General features: G+C 72.8%; 14 protein-coding genes. 2 read left to right on the forward strand and 12 right to left on the reverse strand.

The genetic code is table 11. The features are described from left to right. Positions 1-2: 2 nt before the first annotated feature. From OG738_RS04240 to OG738_RS04290, 11 genes are all read right to left on the reverse strand, one after another. Positions 3-944 (reverse strand): GlxA family transcriptional regulator, encoded by a 942-nt coding sequence (locus tag OG738_RS04240; RefSeq protein ID WP_329051378.1) that lies wholly within the window; start codon positions 942-944, stop codon positions 3-5. 22 nt (positions 945-966) lie between these two features. After that, positions 967-1,533, reverse strand: a complete 567-nt coding sequence (locus OG738_RS04245; RefSeq protein ID WP_329051379.1) for a TetR/AcrR family transcriptional regulator — start codon at positions 1,531-1,533, stop codon at positions 967-969. A 60-nt stretch (positions 1,534-1,593) separates the two neighbouring features. Continuing rightward, on the reverse strand, positions 1,594-2,907 hold the full coding sequence (locus tag OG738_RS04250) for an ABC transporter substrate-binding protein (RefSeq protein ID WP_329051380.1): 1,314 nt from the start codon (positions 2,905-2,907) through the stop codon (positions 1,594-1,596). After that, a complete protein-coding gene (locus OG738_RS04255) occupies positions 2,894-3,964 on the reverse strand; it encodes a branched-chain amino acid ABC transporter permease (protein ID WP_329051381.1) in 1,071 nt (356 codons plus the stop codon). The genes OG738_RS04250 and OG738_RS04255 overlap by 14 nt, the downstream gene beginning before the upstream one ends. Beyond that, entirely contained in the window at positions 3,961-4,812 is an 852-nt protein-coding gene (locus tag OG738_RS04260; protein ID WP_329051382.1) for a branched-chain amino acid ABC transporter permease, read from the reverse strand. The genes OG738_RS04255 and OG738_RS04260 overlap by 4 nt, the downstream gene beginning before the upstream one ends. A gap of 28 nt (positions 4,813-4,840) precedes the next feature. Continuing rightward, a complete protein-coding gene (locus OG738_RS04265; RefSeq protein WP_329051384.1) occupies positions 4,841-5,548 on the reverse strand; it encodes an ABC transporter ATP-binding protein in 708 nt (235 codons plus the stop codon). Continuing rightward, positions 5,541-6,347: an ABC transporter ATP-binding protein gene (locus tag OG738_RS04270; protein ID WP_329051385.1), complete on the reverse strand. Its 807-nt coding sequence runs from the start codon at positions 6,345-6,347 to the stop codon at positions 5,541-5,543. Before OG738_RS04270 ends, OG738_RS04265 begins: the two co-directional genes overlap by 8 nt. Before the next feature lie 225 nt (positions 6,348-6,572). Further along, positions 6,573-7,547, reverse strand: a complete 975-nt coding sequence (locus OG738_RS04275) for an ABC transporter substrate-binding protein (protein WP_329051387.1) — start codon at positions 7,545-7,547, stop codon at positions 6,573-6,575. Between the two features lie 27 nt (positions 7,548-7,574). Beyond that, on the reverse strand, positions 7,575-7,757 hold the full coding sequence (locus OG738_RS04280) for a hypothetical protein (RefSeq protein ID WP_329051389.1): 183 nt from the start codon (positions 7,755-7,757) through the stop codon (positions 7,575-7,577). 247 nt (positions 7,758-8,004) lie between these two features. Continuing rightward, positions 8,005-9,249, reverse strand: a complete 1,245-nt coding sequence (locus OG738_RS04285) for an MFS transporter (RefSeq protein WP_329051390.1) — start codon at positions 9,247-9,249, stop codon at positions 8,005-8,007. 21 nt (positions 9,250-9,270) lie between these two features. Next, positions 9,271-10,251: a methyltransferase gene (locus tag OG738_RS04290; RefSeq protein ID WP_329051391.1), complete on the reverse strand. Its 981-nt coding sequence runs from the start codon at positions 10,249-10,251 to the stop codon at positions 9,271-9,273. Positions 10,252-10,389: 138 nt separating this feature from the next. On the opposite strand from OG738_RS04290, the gene OG738_RS04295 reads away from it, so the two are divergent. Then, a complete protein-coding gene (locus OG738_RS04295; protein WP_329051392.1) occupies positions 10,390-10,563 on the forward strand; it encodes a hypothetical protein in 174 nt (57 codons plus the stop codon). Here OG738_RS04295 and OG738_RS04300 read toward each other — a convergent pair. Next, positions 10,512-11,126, reverse strand: a complete 615-nt coding sequence (locus tag OG738_RS04300) for a thioesterase II family protein (protein ID WP_329051393.1) — start codon at positions 11,124-11,126, stop codon at positions 10,512-10,514. The two genes, OG738_RS04295 and OG738_RS04300, sit on opposite strands and share 52 nt — an antisense overlap. 85 nt (positions 11,127-11,211) lie before the next feature. Here OG738_RS04300 and OG738_RS04305 point away from each other — a divergent pair, with 85 nt between their 5' ends. Beyond that, positions 11,212-14,283, forward strand: coding sequence for an AfsR/SARP family transcriptional regulator (locus OG738_RS04305; protein WP_329051394.1), 3,072 nt, complete (start codon positions 11,212-11,214; stop codon positions 14,281-14,283). Positions 14,284-14,371 lie beyond the last annotated feature (88 nt).

The following is a 14,371-nucleotide window of genomic DNA, read 5'->3' on the forward strand; positions in this document are numbered from 1 at the left end:
CTTCACCGCCCCTGGAAGGTCGCCCGGTAGGCCTGCGGGCTCGTCCCCACCACCCGCTTGAACCGCTCCCGGAACGCCCCCGGCGACCCGAAACCCACCTCCGTCGCGATCCGGTCCACGGACTCGCCCGTCGCCTCCAGCAGGTACTGCGCCCGCCGCACCCGGGCGCGCAGCAGCCACTGCAGCGGTGTCGTTCCCGTCTGCTCGCGGAACCGGCGGTTCAGCGTCCGGGTGCTCATCCCCACCTGGGCCGCGACGCCGGACAGCGTCAGCTCCGCCGCGCAGTTCTCCTCGAGCCACGCCAGCACCGGCTCCAGCTCGGACCCGCGCGGCGTCGGCGGCGGGTCGTGCGCGATGAACTGGGCTTGGCCGCCTTCGCGTTCCAACGGCATCACCGACAACCGGGCCGCCGACGCCGCCACCGCCGAGCCGTGGTCGCGGCGGATCAGGTGCAGGCACAGGTCCAGCCCCGCCGCCGCGCCCGCGGAACTCAGGATCTGCCCGTTGTCGACGTACAGCACGTCCGGGTCGACGTCGACCGCCGGGTGCCGCCGGGCCAGCTCCGGCGCGGCCGCCCAGTGGGTCGTCGCGCGGAGGCCGTCCAGCAGACCCGTCTCGGCCAGCACGAACGCGCCCGAGCAGATCGACGCGATCCGCGTGCCCCGCGCCGCCGCCGCCCGCAGCGCCGCGACCACGTCGCGCGGTACCGGCGGGTTCGACGCCCGGCCCGGCACGATGACCGTGTCCGCGTCCGCCAGGCCCCGCAGGTCCCACGGCGGCCGCAGCGTGAACATCCCCGCGTCCAGCTCGGGACCGGGACCGCAGATCCGGACCTCGTACGCCGCGTCGCCGCCGGGCAGGAGGGTCCGCGAGAAGACCTCGATGGGTGTCGCCAGGTCGAACGGGACGACCTGGTCCAGCGCGAGGACCGCCACGATGTGCATGACACCGACGATAGACCGTCCACTAAGGACGGAGGCTGCGCAGCACCAGGTTCGCGAAGTGCTCCCCCACCTGTTCTCCCGACAGCCCGCCGTCGGCGTGGTACCACATGCCGAGCCGGTGGATCGCGCCGTAGTGGTAGTGGATCACCAGGTCCGCCGGGACGTCGTCGCGGAAGACCCCCGAGCGCTGGCCCTCGGCGACCAGGTCCCGCACGCGCTCGTGGTAGGTGCGCCGCTCGGCGCGCACCTGGACCTGCTTGGACTTCTCCAGCAGCGGGAACGACAGGAAGAACACGGTCGCCGCGTCGAGGTCGGCGATGCTCGTGACGACGACGTCGGCGATGATCGCGTGCAGCCGCTCCGGCAGCGGCAGGTCCGATTCGGCGATCGTCACCATCCGGCGGGTCTGCATCCGCAGCATCGCCGTGTAGATCTCGAAGAGCAGGTCGTCCTTGGATTCGAAGTAGTGGTACAGCCCACCTTTGGTGACGCCGGCCTCTTCGACGATCTCCCGGACCGTCGTGGCCTCGAACCCCTTCTCGGCGAACAGGCGCACCGCCGCCCGCACCACCTTGTCCCGCACGTTCATGTCGCCACCCTAGGTGAGCGGGCGGGCCGGTCCGCACGGCGCTGCGGACCGGCCCATCCATCACTTGCCCAGCAGGTTCACCTGCTCCGGAGTGGCGCGTTCACCGGTGTACGGCGTGATCGCCCCGGTGCCCCGGTCGGTGACCGACGGTGGCTGGATCACCGTCGTCGTGGTGTCCGGGTTGATCTTGAACACGTACGCCCCGGTGTAGCCGGAGTGCGAGTCCTTCGAGAACCCGAACGGCGTGAGACCGGGGCCCTTCAGCGCCCCCGAGCTCATCGCGTCGACGATCTTCTGGCGCGTCGGGTCCGGCCCGGCGGCCTTCAGCGCCTGGCCGAACGTGTACGCCTGCACCATCCCGTAGAACAGCGTGTTGGTCAGCTGCTCGTTCGGGATGTACTTGTCGTGGATGCCCTTGAAGTAGGCGACCCACGGGTCGGACGTCTGCGCGACGTCGGGCAGGTACCCGGTGCCGATCAGCCCGTTCAGCAGCTGCGCGCTCGACACGCTCGCGCCGCCGCGCTTGGCGAAGTCCTGCAGCAGCCCGGACAGCGTCGCCGGGTCCGCGCCGATGCTGCTGACGACGAACTGCGGGTGGTAGCCGATCTTCGCCGCGGCCAGGATGGCGAGCGCGGTGAACGCCGGGATGCACTCGCAGACGACGACGTCGGCGCCGGCCGTCTTCAGCGCGGACAGCTGCGGCGTGACGTCGGTGTTGGCGGTGTCGTAGCCCTGCCGGACGACGGTCTGGTCCTTGACGAACTGGTCGAGCCCGGCCTGGGTGTCGCGGCCGACGTCGTCGTTCTGCGTGAAGTACCCGATCTTCTTGCCGGCGAAGGTGTCCTTGATGTACTTGCCCTGGATCTTGCCCTCGCGGGTGTAGTCGACCTGGTACCCGAAGGTCATCGGCGACTTCTGCGGGTTGTCCCACGCGAGCGCGCCCGAGGACACCAGCAGGTCCGGCACGCCTTCGGAGTTGAGGTAGTCGACGACCTTCGAGTGCGTCGGCGTCCCGAGGCCGCCGACGATCGCGAACACCTTGTCCTGCAGGACGAGCTTCTTCACGACCTCGACGGTCTTGGTCGGGTTGTAGCCGTCGTCCTCGACGTGGTAATCGATCTTGCGGCCGTTGATCCCGCCGCCGTCGTTGATCGCCTGGTACACCGCGCGGGCGCCGACGGAGATCTTGCTGTACCCGGGCGCGGCCGGCCCGGTGAGCGGCTGGTGCGTGCCGATGGTGACGGTGTCCTTCGTGACGCCGACGGCCGAGTCGGCGGCCTGCTGACCACCGCCGTCGCTCTCCCCCGCCCCGCCGCACGCGCTGAGCGCGAGCGCCAACACCGCGATTCCCGCGACGGTTCTAGTGGTTCTCATGGTTCTCCTTCTTTTCGACGGGTCGACGGAGAAGCTTGCGCAGGCGCTGGAAGCCGCCCTGGATGCCCCGCGGGAACGCGAGCACGACGACGATGAGGATCACGCCGTACACCGCGAGCGGGAGGTTGTTGGCCACGTCGGTGTTCAGGTGCAGCGCGTCGGCGAGGTCCTCGGACCAGGCCTGGAAGTAGACGAGCGCGACCGCGCCCCACAGCGCGCCCCACAGGGACCCGAGCCCGCCCAGCACCACCGCCGCCAGCAGGCTCAGCGACAGCGCGGGCGTGAACGAGCCGGGTGCGGCGGTGCCGAGCAGGAACGCCTGCAGGCCACCGGCGAGCCCGCCGCAGACCGCGCTGATCAGGAACGCGAGGATCTTCGTGCGGCCGACGGCGATCCCGCTCAGCGACGCGGCGACCTCGTCGTCGCGGACCGCGCGGAAGTGCCGGCCGAGCTTGCCGCGCACGACATTCACCACCAGCACCAGCGCGATGAGCACGCTGAGCCAGACGATCCAGGTCTGCCAGCGCAGCTCGGGGACGGCGATCCCGGACGGTCTGCTGTGGACGGTGAAGCTGAGCCCGTTGCTGCCGCCCAGGAAGTCCTGGAACCGGCGGGTCAGCGCGGGCAGGCCGACGGCCAGCGCGAGCGTCGCCCCGGCCAGGTACGGGCCGCGCAGCCGGGCCGCGGCGGCCCCGGCCAGCAGTCCGGCCAGCCCGCCCGCGGCCGAGGCGAGCAGGAGGTCGGCCCACAGCGGGAACGACGGGACGCGCCGCACCAGCAGCGCCACCGTGTACGCGCCGATGAACATGAACGCGCCGTGGCCCAGCGAGACCTGCCCGGTGAGGCCGGTGAGCAGGGTCAGCCCGGCGACCGCGATCAGGTAGTAGCCGATCGTCGCGATCCGCAGGTTGGTGAACTCGTCGGTGACCAGGGTCAGCACGACGACGACGGCGAACGCGGCCAGCGCGGCGAGGGCGTGGCGGAGCAGGGGCGGCAATGTCCGCTTCTTGGCCGCCGTCTCCACGGGGGTTTCCGGGAGGCTCGTGCGCACGGTCATACCCGCCTCACCTTCGCGCGGCCGAACAACCCGCTGGGCCGCACGATCAGCACCACGACGAGGATCGCCAGCGCGGCGATCGTCACCATCTCCGGACCCAGGTAGCCGGACACGTAGGACAGTCCGACGCCGAGGACGAACCCGCCCACGATGGTGCCCAGCGGGTTGTCGAGGCCACCGAGCACCGCCGCGGTGAGGGCGTAGACGAAGACGCCGTCCAGCACGTTCGGGAAGAGGAACGGCGGGGTGGCGAGCAGCCCGGCCAGCGAGCCGACGGCCGCCGCGAGGCCCCAGCCGACGGTGAGCATCAGCCCGACCCGCACGCCGAGCGTGCGCGCCACGTCCGGGGCGAACGCGGCCGCGCGCATCCGCAGGCCCAGCGGCGTGTACTTGAACACCACCAGCACGAGGGCGGCGATGACCAGCACCACCAGGACGACGAACAGGTCGTTGGCGGAGAACCGGCCGACGAAGTCGAAGGCGTACGGGAACGCCAGCGGTTCGTTGGACCAGATCATGCCCGCGACCGCCTGCAGCACCAGGAGAAGCCCGAGCGTGACGATGATCGAGCTCAGCTCCGAGCGGTGCCGCAGCGGCCGGATCAGCAGCCGTTCGGTGGCGACACCCAGCACGGCCCCGGCCCCGATCGCGACGGCGAAGCCGAGCCAGTAGCTGCCCGTCGCCTTCGTCACCGAGTACGCGAGGTACGTCGAGATCAGGGCCAGGGCGGGCTGCGCGAAGTTCACCACCCGGGTGGCCCGGTAGATGATGACCAGCGCGAGCCCGAGCGCCGCGTAGACCGCGCCGGCGGAGATCCCGCCGAGGGTCAGGTCGAGGAATTCCTGCATACCGGACCGTTCTCTCCCTGGTGGTGGCTCAGAAACCGAGGTAGGCGTGGCGGAGGCCGTCGTCGGCCAGTAGCTCCGCGGCGGTGTCGACGGCGACGACCCGGCCCAGCGCCAGGACGTAGCCGTTGTCGGCGATGGACAGCGCGCTGTGCGCGTTCTGCTCGACGAGCACGACGGTGAGCCCGGTCGAGGTCCGCAGGTCCCGCAGGATCGCCATGATCCGGGCGGTGATCAGCGGCGCGAGGCCGAGCGACGGCTCGTCGAGCAGCAGCAGCTCGGGCCGGCTCATCAGGGCACGGCCGATGGCGAGCATCTGCCGCTCGCCGCCGGAGAGGGTCGCGGCGGGTTTCGCCGCGCGTTCCTCCAGTGGCGGGAACAGCTCGTAGACCTCCTTGCGCGCGGCCGCCCGGTCGGCGCGGTCGCGACGCCACAGCGCGCCCAGCCGGAGGTTCTCGTCAACGGTCAGCTCGGTGATCACGCCGCCGCCTTCGGGCACGTGCGCGACCCCGCCGCGCGCGATGCGGTCGGGGGCCAGGCCGCTGAGATCCTTGCCGTCCCAGGTGATCCGGCCGCCGCGGGCGGGCTGCAGGCCGCTGATGGCCCGCAGCAGCGTCGTCTTGCCCGCGCCGTTCGCCCCGAGGACGGCGGTGATCCCGCCGCGCTCGACTTCGAGGCCGACGCCGTCGAGCGCGCGGACGGCGCCGTAGGCCACGGAAAGCTCGTCGATCTCAAGCACCGGACGCCTCCTCGGCGGGGTCGCCGAGGTAGGCCTCGGCCACGCGGGGGTCGGCCTGGATCTCGGCCGGGGTGCCCGCCGCGATGACCTCGCCGAAGTTGAGGACCACGACGCGGTCGCAGACCTGCATGACGAGGTCCATGTGGTGTTCGACGAGCACGACCGCCATGTGCCGCCGCAGCGAAAGGATCAGCGTCGAGAGCTCGACGAGCTCGCCTGCCGAGAGCCCGCTCGCGGGCTCGTCGAGCAGCAGCAGGTCCGGCTCGGCCACCAGCGCGCGGGCCAGTGCGACGCGTTTTCGCACGCCGTAAGGCAAAACGCCGGGCAGCCGGTCGGCGAGGTCGGCGATCCCCAGCTCACCGAGCATCTCCCGGGCGCGTCCGGCGAGGTCGGATTCGTCGCGCGCCGAGCGGCCCGCGCCGACGAGCGCCGGGAGCACCCCGGTGCGAGCGTGGCGGCCCGCGCCGGCCAGCACGTTCTCCAGCACGGTCAGCCCGGCGAAGAGGCCGAGGCCCTGCAGCGTGCGGACGATCCCGAGGCCCGCGAGGTGCTCGGGGCGGTGGCGCACGAGCGGTTCCCCTCGCCACAGCACCCGGCCCGACTGCGGCCGGACGAACCCGCAGATGACGTTGAACAGCGTGGTCTTCCCGGCGCCGTTGGGCCCGATGACCCCGACGACAGTGCCGGCGTCAACGCTCAGCCGGACGTCGTGCAACGCGGTGAGCCCGCCGAAGCGCACGGTGAGGCCGTCGACCACGAGCAGGTCCTCGCCCGGCAGGGTCTCACCAAGAAGTGTCATCGATGACTCTCCTGTCTCACCATGCGGACAACGTCGTACCGCGCGGTCGGTATGAAGAGGGTGGGGCGCGGCGCCGGTCGTGTCAAGGTGCGCACCGGCGTCGAACGGATCAAGGGAACCGGTCCGAAAATTTCGCGAAGCCCGCGTGCCGGGACAAGTCCTTACCGGACACGAAGAAGGGCGGGTGCGCTCTTCAGCGCACCCGCCCTTTCCTTCCGGCTCCGGTCAGCCGGTACTGGCCTGCGGGGTGATCATCGAGGAGGCGTCGATCTTCGTCTGGACGACGCCCAGCTGCTGCAGCAGGTCCGGCACGCGCTGGATGCGGCGGGCGTCCAAGGTGGACCCGAACGCGGGCATCACCATCAGGCTCGCGATGTCCTGGTCCACGTGGGCGTTGCGGACGACCAGCGGCTCGATCCGGGCCCGGTCGACCGACGCGCGCGTCGCGTTGAGCATCGCGCGCTGGAACGCGAGCATCGTCTTCGGGTGGTCCTGGACCCACTTGCCCGTCGCGCCGTAGCCGGTGAGCGGGAAGGACTCGGTGCTGCCGCTCGCGGCGTCGATGACCGGGTACGCGCCGGCCGTCTTGGCGGACTGGGTGAGGAAGGGTTCCGGCTGGTAGGCGGCGTCGACCTTGCCCTGCGCCAGCGCGGCCCCCATCTCCGGCAGCGGCATCGGGACCCACTGCACCTTGCCGGTGTCGATCCCGTGGTCGCGCATCACCGACTGGGTCAGGACGTCCGACGCCGCGTTCTTCGAGCTGATCGCGATCCGCTTGCCGTTCAGGTCGTTGACCGTCTTGACCGGCGAGTTCGGCACGGTGACGACCTCGTTGCTGCGCGGGCTCGCCGACGTGGCGTCGGCGACCAGGCGGACGTCGGAGCCGTTGTTCTTCGCCAGGAAGAACAGGGTGTAGGTCGACACCGCGAGGTCGTCCTGGCCGTTCGTCAGCCGGTTCAGCGACTCCTGCCCGCTGGCGGCGAGGTCGGCCTGCACGTCGAGGCCCTCGGCCTTGAAGTAGCCGCCTTCCTGCGCCAGCCAGAACGTGGCGAGGTCGACGGCGGCGAAGATCGCGACCCGGATCGCCGGCTTCTCGACGGTACCGCCGCTACCGGACCCGCTTCGCTGGCTGCACGCGCTCACCAGCGCGAGGACGAGCGCGAGCACGGCGAACCGGCGGGTCGAGGCGCGTTTGAGCATGCCACTCCTCGGAAAAGAATCTTTCGATCACGGGAATCCGGCTGGTACAGCCGTGATCGCCGGACTGTAGATGACGATTTCCGGGTCCGCAAATACCGCGCCGGAAAAGCCAGAACGGCGTTCAAACGGGTTATCCACTGACCGGCCGACGGTCACCATCGGAAACAAACCCACGAGAAACCGGCACACAGCGTGATCGATGTCCGCCATCCAGCCGAGCGCACTACAGCGGATGACCCATCGGGAAAGAGATGGCTCGCGACGCGTCGGTGAGCGAAAAACCGATTCCGCGGTCACCCGTGACAAACAGATCGTCTTCGGAAACTCTGGCGGTGGAAATGACGGGGTGGACGATGAACGTGTCGGGGAAGTGCGCGGCGCAGGTCACCACCCAGGGGTCGCCGATCGTGCCGCTTCCACTGTGGACGGTCGCGGCGACGGCGAACAGTGCGGCCGCCTACCTCGCCGCGGGCTCGGCCGGCGTCGTGAAGCGGCGCAAGCCCGGCGTTCCCGCGCCCACCAGCGCCACCGCCACGACGCACAACAGCCCGCCGCTCACCAGGGCGGCCGTCCCGGACGTCACCCCGGCGACCAGCCCGCCCCGCAGGTTGCCGAGGTCCGGTCCGGCCTGGCCGACGATCTGCTCCGCCGCCGCGACCCGGCCGAGCAGCGCGTCCGGCGTGTTGAGCTGCACCAGCGCCCCGCGCGACACCACCGAAACCGTGTCCGCCGCGCCCGCCAGCGCCAGGCACGCGAGACCGAGCCACGGGTCCGGCGCCAACCCGAAGACCACCAGCGCCCCGCCCCACGCGGCCGATCCGGCGAGCATCACCAGGCCCGGCCGCGGCAGCCGGGTGAACGTCCCCGAGAACACCGACGCCGCCACCCCGCCCACCGCGATCGCCGACAGGAACAGCCCCAGGGTCCGCGGGTCGCCGTCGAAGCGTTCCGCGTTCACCAGCGGGAACAGGCTGATCGGCATCGACAGCACCGTCGCGGCGAGGTCGGTCAGCAGCGCGCCCCGGACGACCGGGGTGCGCACCAGGAACGCCAGCCCGTCCAGCACCCCGCGCAGCCCGGGCCGCGACGGCTCGCCGTCGGGCCGCATCGGCGGGAGGCCGAGGACGCCGTAGAACGCCATGGCGAACGTCAGCGCGTCGACGAGGTAGCAGCCGCCCACTCCGAAGCGGCCCAGCAGCAGCCCGCCCAGCGCCGGGCCGAGCAGCATCGCGCCCTGGAACGCGATCCGGTTCAGCGCCAGCCCGGCCGGAAGCTGCTCCGGCGTCAGCAGCCGCGGGACGAACGTGCGCGCCACCGGGCCGCCGCCCGCGACGAAGCAGGACTGCACGGCCACCAGCCCCAGCACGGCCGGCACCGGCACGTCACCGAGGAACCCTTGCGCGGCAAGGAAAACCGAGCAGACGGCCTGTCCGGCGGTGGTGCGGAGCGCGAACCTCCGCCGGTCGACGCGGTCCACCAGCGACCCGGCGAACAGCCCGAAGACGACCACGGGCAAGGCTTGGGCGAGCCCGACGGCGCCGGTCCAGACCGTGCTGCGCGTCTGCTCCCAGACCTGGAACAGCACGGCGACGAGCGTCATCTGCGCCCCGAAGCCCGAGAACACCCGCCCGAACCAGAGCCGCCGGAAGGCGGGCGACACGCGCAGCGGGGTCAGGTCGACGAAGGCACGGCTCAGTGACACGGGACGAAATCGTAACAGCGCTTATGCAATGTGGAACTCGAGCAGGGACCGCCCGCCGCTGACGTCCGTGACCGCGTCGAGCACCAGGCCGTGGGCCGAGGCGAGCGCACGGAACTCGGAGACGCGGCGTTCCCGGCCGCCGAACATGACGAGCATGGCCAGGTCCATCTCGGTGCGGCCCCGCCGCCCGCCGACCGCCTCGACGACCAGCACCCGGCCGTCCGGGCGAGCCGCCTCGACGCAGCGGGCGAGCACGCGACCGGCGTGCTCGTCGTCCCAGTTGTGCAGGATGTCGCACAGCAGGTAGGCGTCCGCTCCCGCCGGGAGCGGGTCGAAGAAGCTGCGCGTGATCGCCTCGGCTCGGTCTTCGAGCCCGTGCGCGGCGAAGGTCCGGGTGGCCACCGAGACGTCGAGGTCGACCAGCCGGCCCCGCGTCCCGGGGTGGGCGGCCAGGATCGCGGCGAGCAGGGTGCCCGGGCCGCCGCCGACGTCGACGACGGTGGCGAACCGGCCCCAGTCGTAGCCGCCCGCGAGCTGTGGGACCTCGGCGTGCAGCCGGTGCGTCATCTGCCGGTCGAACGACTCGCGCAGCGGCGGGTGCTCGGTCAGGTCGGCCCAGAACCCCCGCCCGTACCGGCGGTCGTACCCCGCTTCGCCGGTGGTGACGCTGTGCAGCAGCTCGGTGAACGCCAGCTCGGCGCGCCCGCCCGCGGTGTCCAGGTTCAGCAGGACGGTGACGAGGCTGTCGCCGCAGAGGTTTTCGCCGTACTCCGTGGTCCGGTAGCCGGCCGGGGTGTTGTCGAAGAACCCCAGCTTCGCGAGGTGTCCCAGCAGCAGGTCGAGCGGGACCGGCGCGACGCCGAGCTCGGCCGCCAGCCGGTCCGGGGCGACCTCCTCGCCACGCAACCGGTCCGGCAACCCCAGGGTCACCGCCACGCGCAACGCCATGGGCGTCGCCAGGCCGGCCATGCGCAGAATCGTGTTCGCGTCGTCACTCCCCATGGCCGATCATGGTGGCACCCGGCGGATTCCCTCCACAAGGGACATTCGGTGACCGGATGACCACTGCGGGCGAAGGGAAGCGGTTTGGAAGCCGGCTCGGGCAAGATCGGCCGCAATCCGAAACCGAGGAGTCGAACCATGAACGCCCGTTTGTTCCAGGCCGTCATCGGCACGGCCTTTGTGGCCGCCCTGGTCTTCGCGCCCGCCGCCCAGGCGGCCGAGAAGCCGCCTCAGCCCACCCCGTCCATCGGCGTCGGTCCCTACATCGGCGACTCGCCCAAGCCCGGGACGGCCAACGCCGACACCAAGTAGCCCGCGCGCAGGACGGCGTCGCGCAGCAACGCGCCGCTGTCACGCTCCCGGGCCGGGGCGAGCACGAACCCGGCGTGGGTGTGCTCGCCCCAGCCCGTCATCACGTGCGGCTCGCCGATGCCGCGGATCGGGCACGGCAACGGCGGCGCGACGGGCACGTGCGCGTCGCTGGCCAGCAGGCTGACGTCCGCGCGGGCCGCCTGCTCCGGCACCGCCCGCGCGGCCCGGTCCGGTGGCGCCTGGTGCGCCACGACGAGTGCCCGCGGGACCCCCAGTCCCGCGGCCACCCGCCGCTGCGCCAGCCGGTAGGCGACCAGCGCGCCCAGCCCCGCACCGAAGAGCACGTGCGGGCGGGCGAGCACCCCGGCCAGTTCGGCCGCGAGGGACTCGACGAGCAGCCACATGTCCCGGTACGGGTGCTCGTCGCGGCGCTCGCCCCGCCCGGGCAGCTCGACGACCCGCACCGCGATCCGCGGATCGCGCCAGGCCCGGTACCGGCCGGCTGCCTCCCCCGCGTCCGGGAAGCAGACGAACAGCAGACGCTCGGCTTCGTCGGTGTCCACCCGCGGCCCCCTTTTCTCCTTGGCCGGGGATAGGGTCGACGACGGCACTTCCGTTCCGCTTCGGTCGGCCTTCTGGGGGCTCCACGTGCGCTACCGCCTGCTCGGGCCGGTCACGGTCCTCGGCGACGCGGGCGCCGTCCGGCCCGGCGGCCAGAAGCAGACGTCCGTGCTGGCCGCGCTCCTGCTGAACCCGAACCGGGTGGTCAGCGAAGACCGGCTCATCGACCTGACCTGGGGCGAAAACGCGCCGCCGAGCGTGCGCGGGCGGCTGCAGGTGCACATCTCCGAGCTGCGGAAGCTCCTCGGCCGCGACGCCATCGTCCGGCGCGCGCCCGGCTACGTGCTCGAGGTCGCGCCCGGCGACCGGGACCTCGACGTGTTCGACGACGAGGTCGCCCGGGCCAGGGCCACGTCCGGGCCGGACGCCGTCGCGCACCTGCGGGCCGCGCTGGCGCTGTGGGAAGGCAGCCCGCTCGGCGGGGTGAGCGAGCCGCTGGCCGACCACGAAGGCCCGGCGCTGGCCGAACGCCGGCTCGTCGCGCTGGAGGAGCTGTACGAACAGGAACTGGCTTCGGGACGGCACAGCGAGGTGGTCGGGGAACTGCGCCGGCTCGTCGACGAGCACCCGTTCCGGGAACGGCCGCGCGCCGCGCTGATGCTCGCGCTGCACCGCTGCGGCCGCACGCCGGAAGCCCTCGAGACGTACACGCGGGCGCACGACCTGTTCGTGGACGAGCTCGGCATCGAACCCGGCCAGGCCCTGCAGGACCTGCGGACGCGGATCCTGCGCGGCGAAGGCGACCCGGCGCCGGTCGTGCCGCGGCCCGCCGAGCTGCCGCTGGACGTCCGCGGGTTCACCGGCCGGGCACCGGAGCTGGCCGCGCTCGACGAGCCCGGCGACGTCTGGGTGATCACCGGCACCGCCGGCGTCGGCAAGACCGCGCTGGCCGTGCACTGGGCCCACACCGCGCGGGCGCGCTTCCCCGACGGCCAGCTGTACGTGAACCTGCGCGGCTTCGACGCCGACGACGAGCCGCTCACCCCCGCCGCCGCGCTCGCCCAGCTGCTGCGCACCCTCGGCGTCGACCTCCGCGACGTGCCGCCCGGCCTCGACGACCAGAGCAAGCTCTACCGCTCGCTGCTGGCCGACCGGCAGGCGCTGGTCGTGCTGGACAACGCCCGCGACGCCGCCCAGGTGCTGCCGCTGCTGCCGTCGTCGGGCCGCGTCCTGGTGACCAGCCGGCACCGGCTCGACGAGCTCGTCGCCCGCACCGGCGCGCACTCGCTGGGCCTGGCGCAGCTGCGGGAGGCCGACTCACGCGCGTTGCTCGTCGCCCTGCTCGGCGAGCGGGCCACCGCCGAACCCGAAGCGGCGGATGAGCTGGCGCGGCTCTGCGGGCACCACCCGCTCGCCCTGCGGATCGCGGCGGCGAACACCGGGGTCGCGAGCCTCGGCGAGCTCGTCGACGAGCTGCGCGGCGACCCCCTGGCCCAGCTCGGCTTCGACGGTTCCGAGGAGAGCGCCGTCGCGAAGGCGTTTTCGGTGTCCTACCAGGCGTTGCCGCCCGGGCTGCGGCAGGCGTTCCGGCTGCTCGCGCTGGTGCCGGGGGCCGACTTCACGGCGATCGCCGCGGCGGCGCTGCTGGACGTGCCGGTCGAGGAAGCGACCCGGCGGCTGCGCGGGCTGGCCGCGGCGAACCTCCTGGAGGCGCACGCGCCCCGCCGCTTCCGGTTCCACGACCTCGCTCGGCGCTACGCCGAGCGGTGCGTCCGCGCCGACGAGGAGGAAGCCGCGCGCGAGAAGGCGTGGGAGCGGCTGTTCACCGGCTACTGCGCGGCCGCGGACGCCGCCGTCGCGCTGCTCGGCGCGCGGATCGTGGCGCTACCGCGCGAAGACGCCCCGGCGGCGGTGAGCCCGGTCGCCTTCGCCGACGCCGCGGCCGCCGTGGCCTGGCTGGACGTCGAGGTGCCGAACCTGGCCGCGGCGTTGCGGCTGGCCGCGACGCGGGGGCCGTACCCCGCCGCGTGGTACCTCGCCGACGCGCTGCGGCGGTTCTTCCACGACCACGGCCGCCGCGCGGAGTGGCTGGAGCTCGCGCCGATCGTGCTGGACGCGGCGCGGGAGCACGGCGCCCGGCCGGCCGAGGCGCTGGTGCACCTCTCGATCGGTGGCGCGTACTTCCGCGAGGGCCAGCACGAGGCCGGCATCCGGCACTCGGAGAAGGCGGTGCTGGCCAGCCGGGCGTGCGGCTGGCGCGAGTGCGAGGCGACGGCCGTCGCGAACCTGGGGTCGATGCTGGAGTGGACCGGCCGGCTGTCGGAGGCGGTCGAGCACAGCCGGCGCGCGATCCAGCTGTTCCGCGAGCTGGAGAACGCCTCCGGCGAGGCGCTGGCGCTGAACTCGCTGAGCTGCCACTACCGGCAGCTGGGCCGGCTGGAGCAGGCCGAGGACTGCCTGTGCGAGGCGGTCGCGCTGTGCCGCCGGGAGAGCCTGCGGTTCTGGGAGGCGGCGAACCTCGCCGACCTCGGCTGGGTGCTGCTGGAGACGGGCCGGTTCGACGACGCGGCCGAAGCCGTCGAGCAGTCGTTGAGCACGTTCCGCGGCCTCGGCTCGAGCTTCGGCGAGGCGACGGCGCTCACGGCGTTGAGCGCGCTGCAGGGCGCCCGCGGAGAGCACGCCGCCGCGTCGCGAACGGCGGCGGAGGCGCTGGAGCGCGTCCGCCGCGACGGCGACCGCCAAGCGGAAGCGGCGGCGTTGATCGCCCTCGGGCGCGCGTCGGAAGCCGGCGGCGACCTGGCACTGGCGGAGCGCGTGCTGAGCGAGGCGCGGGCGCTGGCGGTGGAGTCGGGCCTGCGCGGTCAGCTGGCCGAGGCGTCGGCGACGCTGGCGTGGGTACTGGCGGCGGCCGGCCGCGTACCGGAAGCGGGTGAGCACGCGCGAACGGCGTTGGACGCGGCGCGCGCGGGCGGCTACCGCCTCCTGGAGGCCCAGGCACTGCTCGGCTTGGCGGCGGTGGAAGGCGCGGCCGGCCGGTCGATGCTGGCGGACGGGACGGCGCGGGAGGCCCGGGGCCTGTACCGGTCGGTCGGGCACGTGACGGGAGAGGCGCTGGCGGAGCGGTTTCTGGCGGACTTCGCCCGCCGCGCCACCGGATGACTTCGCCGGGCGTGCCCGGCGCGGCGATATCCACAGCCACGCGGATTCCGCGTGGCGGCCCGGAAAGCCCGCGCCGCGCGGCGCGACC

This window comes from Amycolatopsis sp. NBC_01488 (assembly GCF_036227105.1).
Taxonomy (GTDB): domain Bacteria; phylum Actinomycetota; class Actinomycetes; order Mycobacteriales; family Pseudonocardiaceae; genus Amycolatopsis.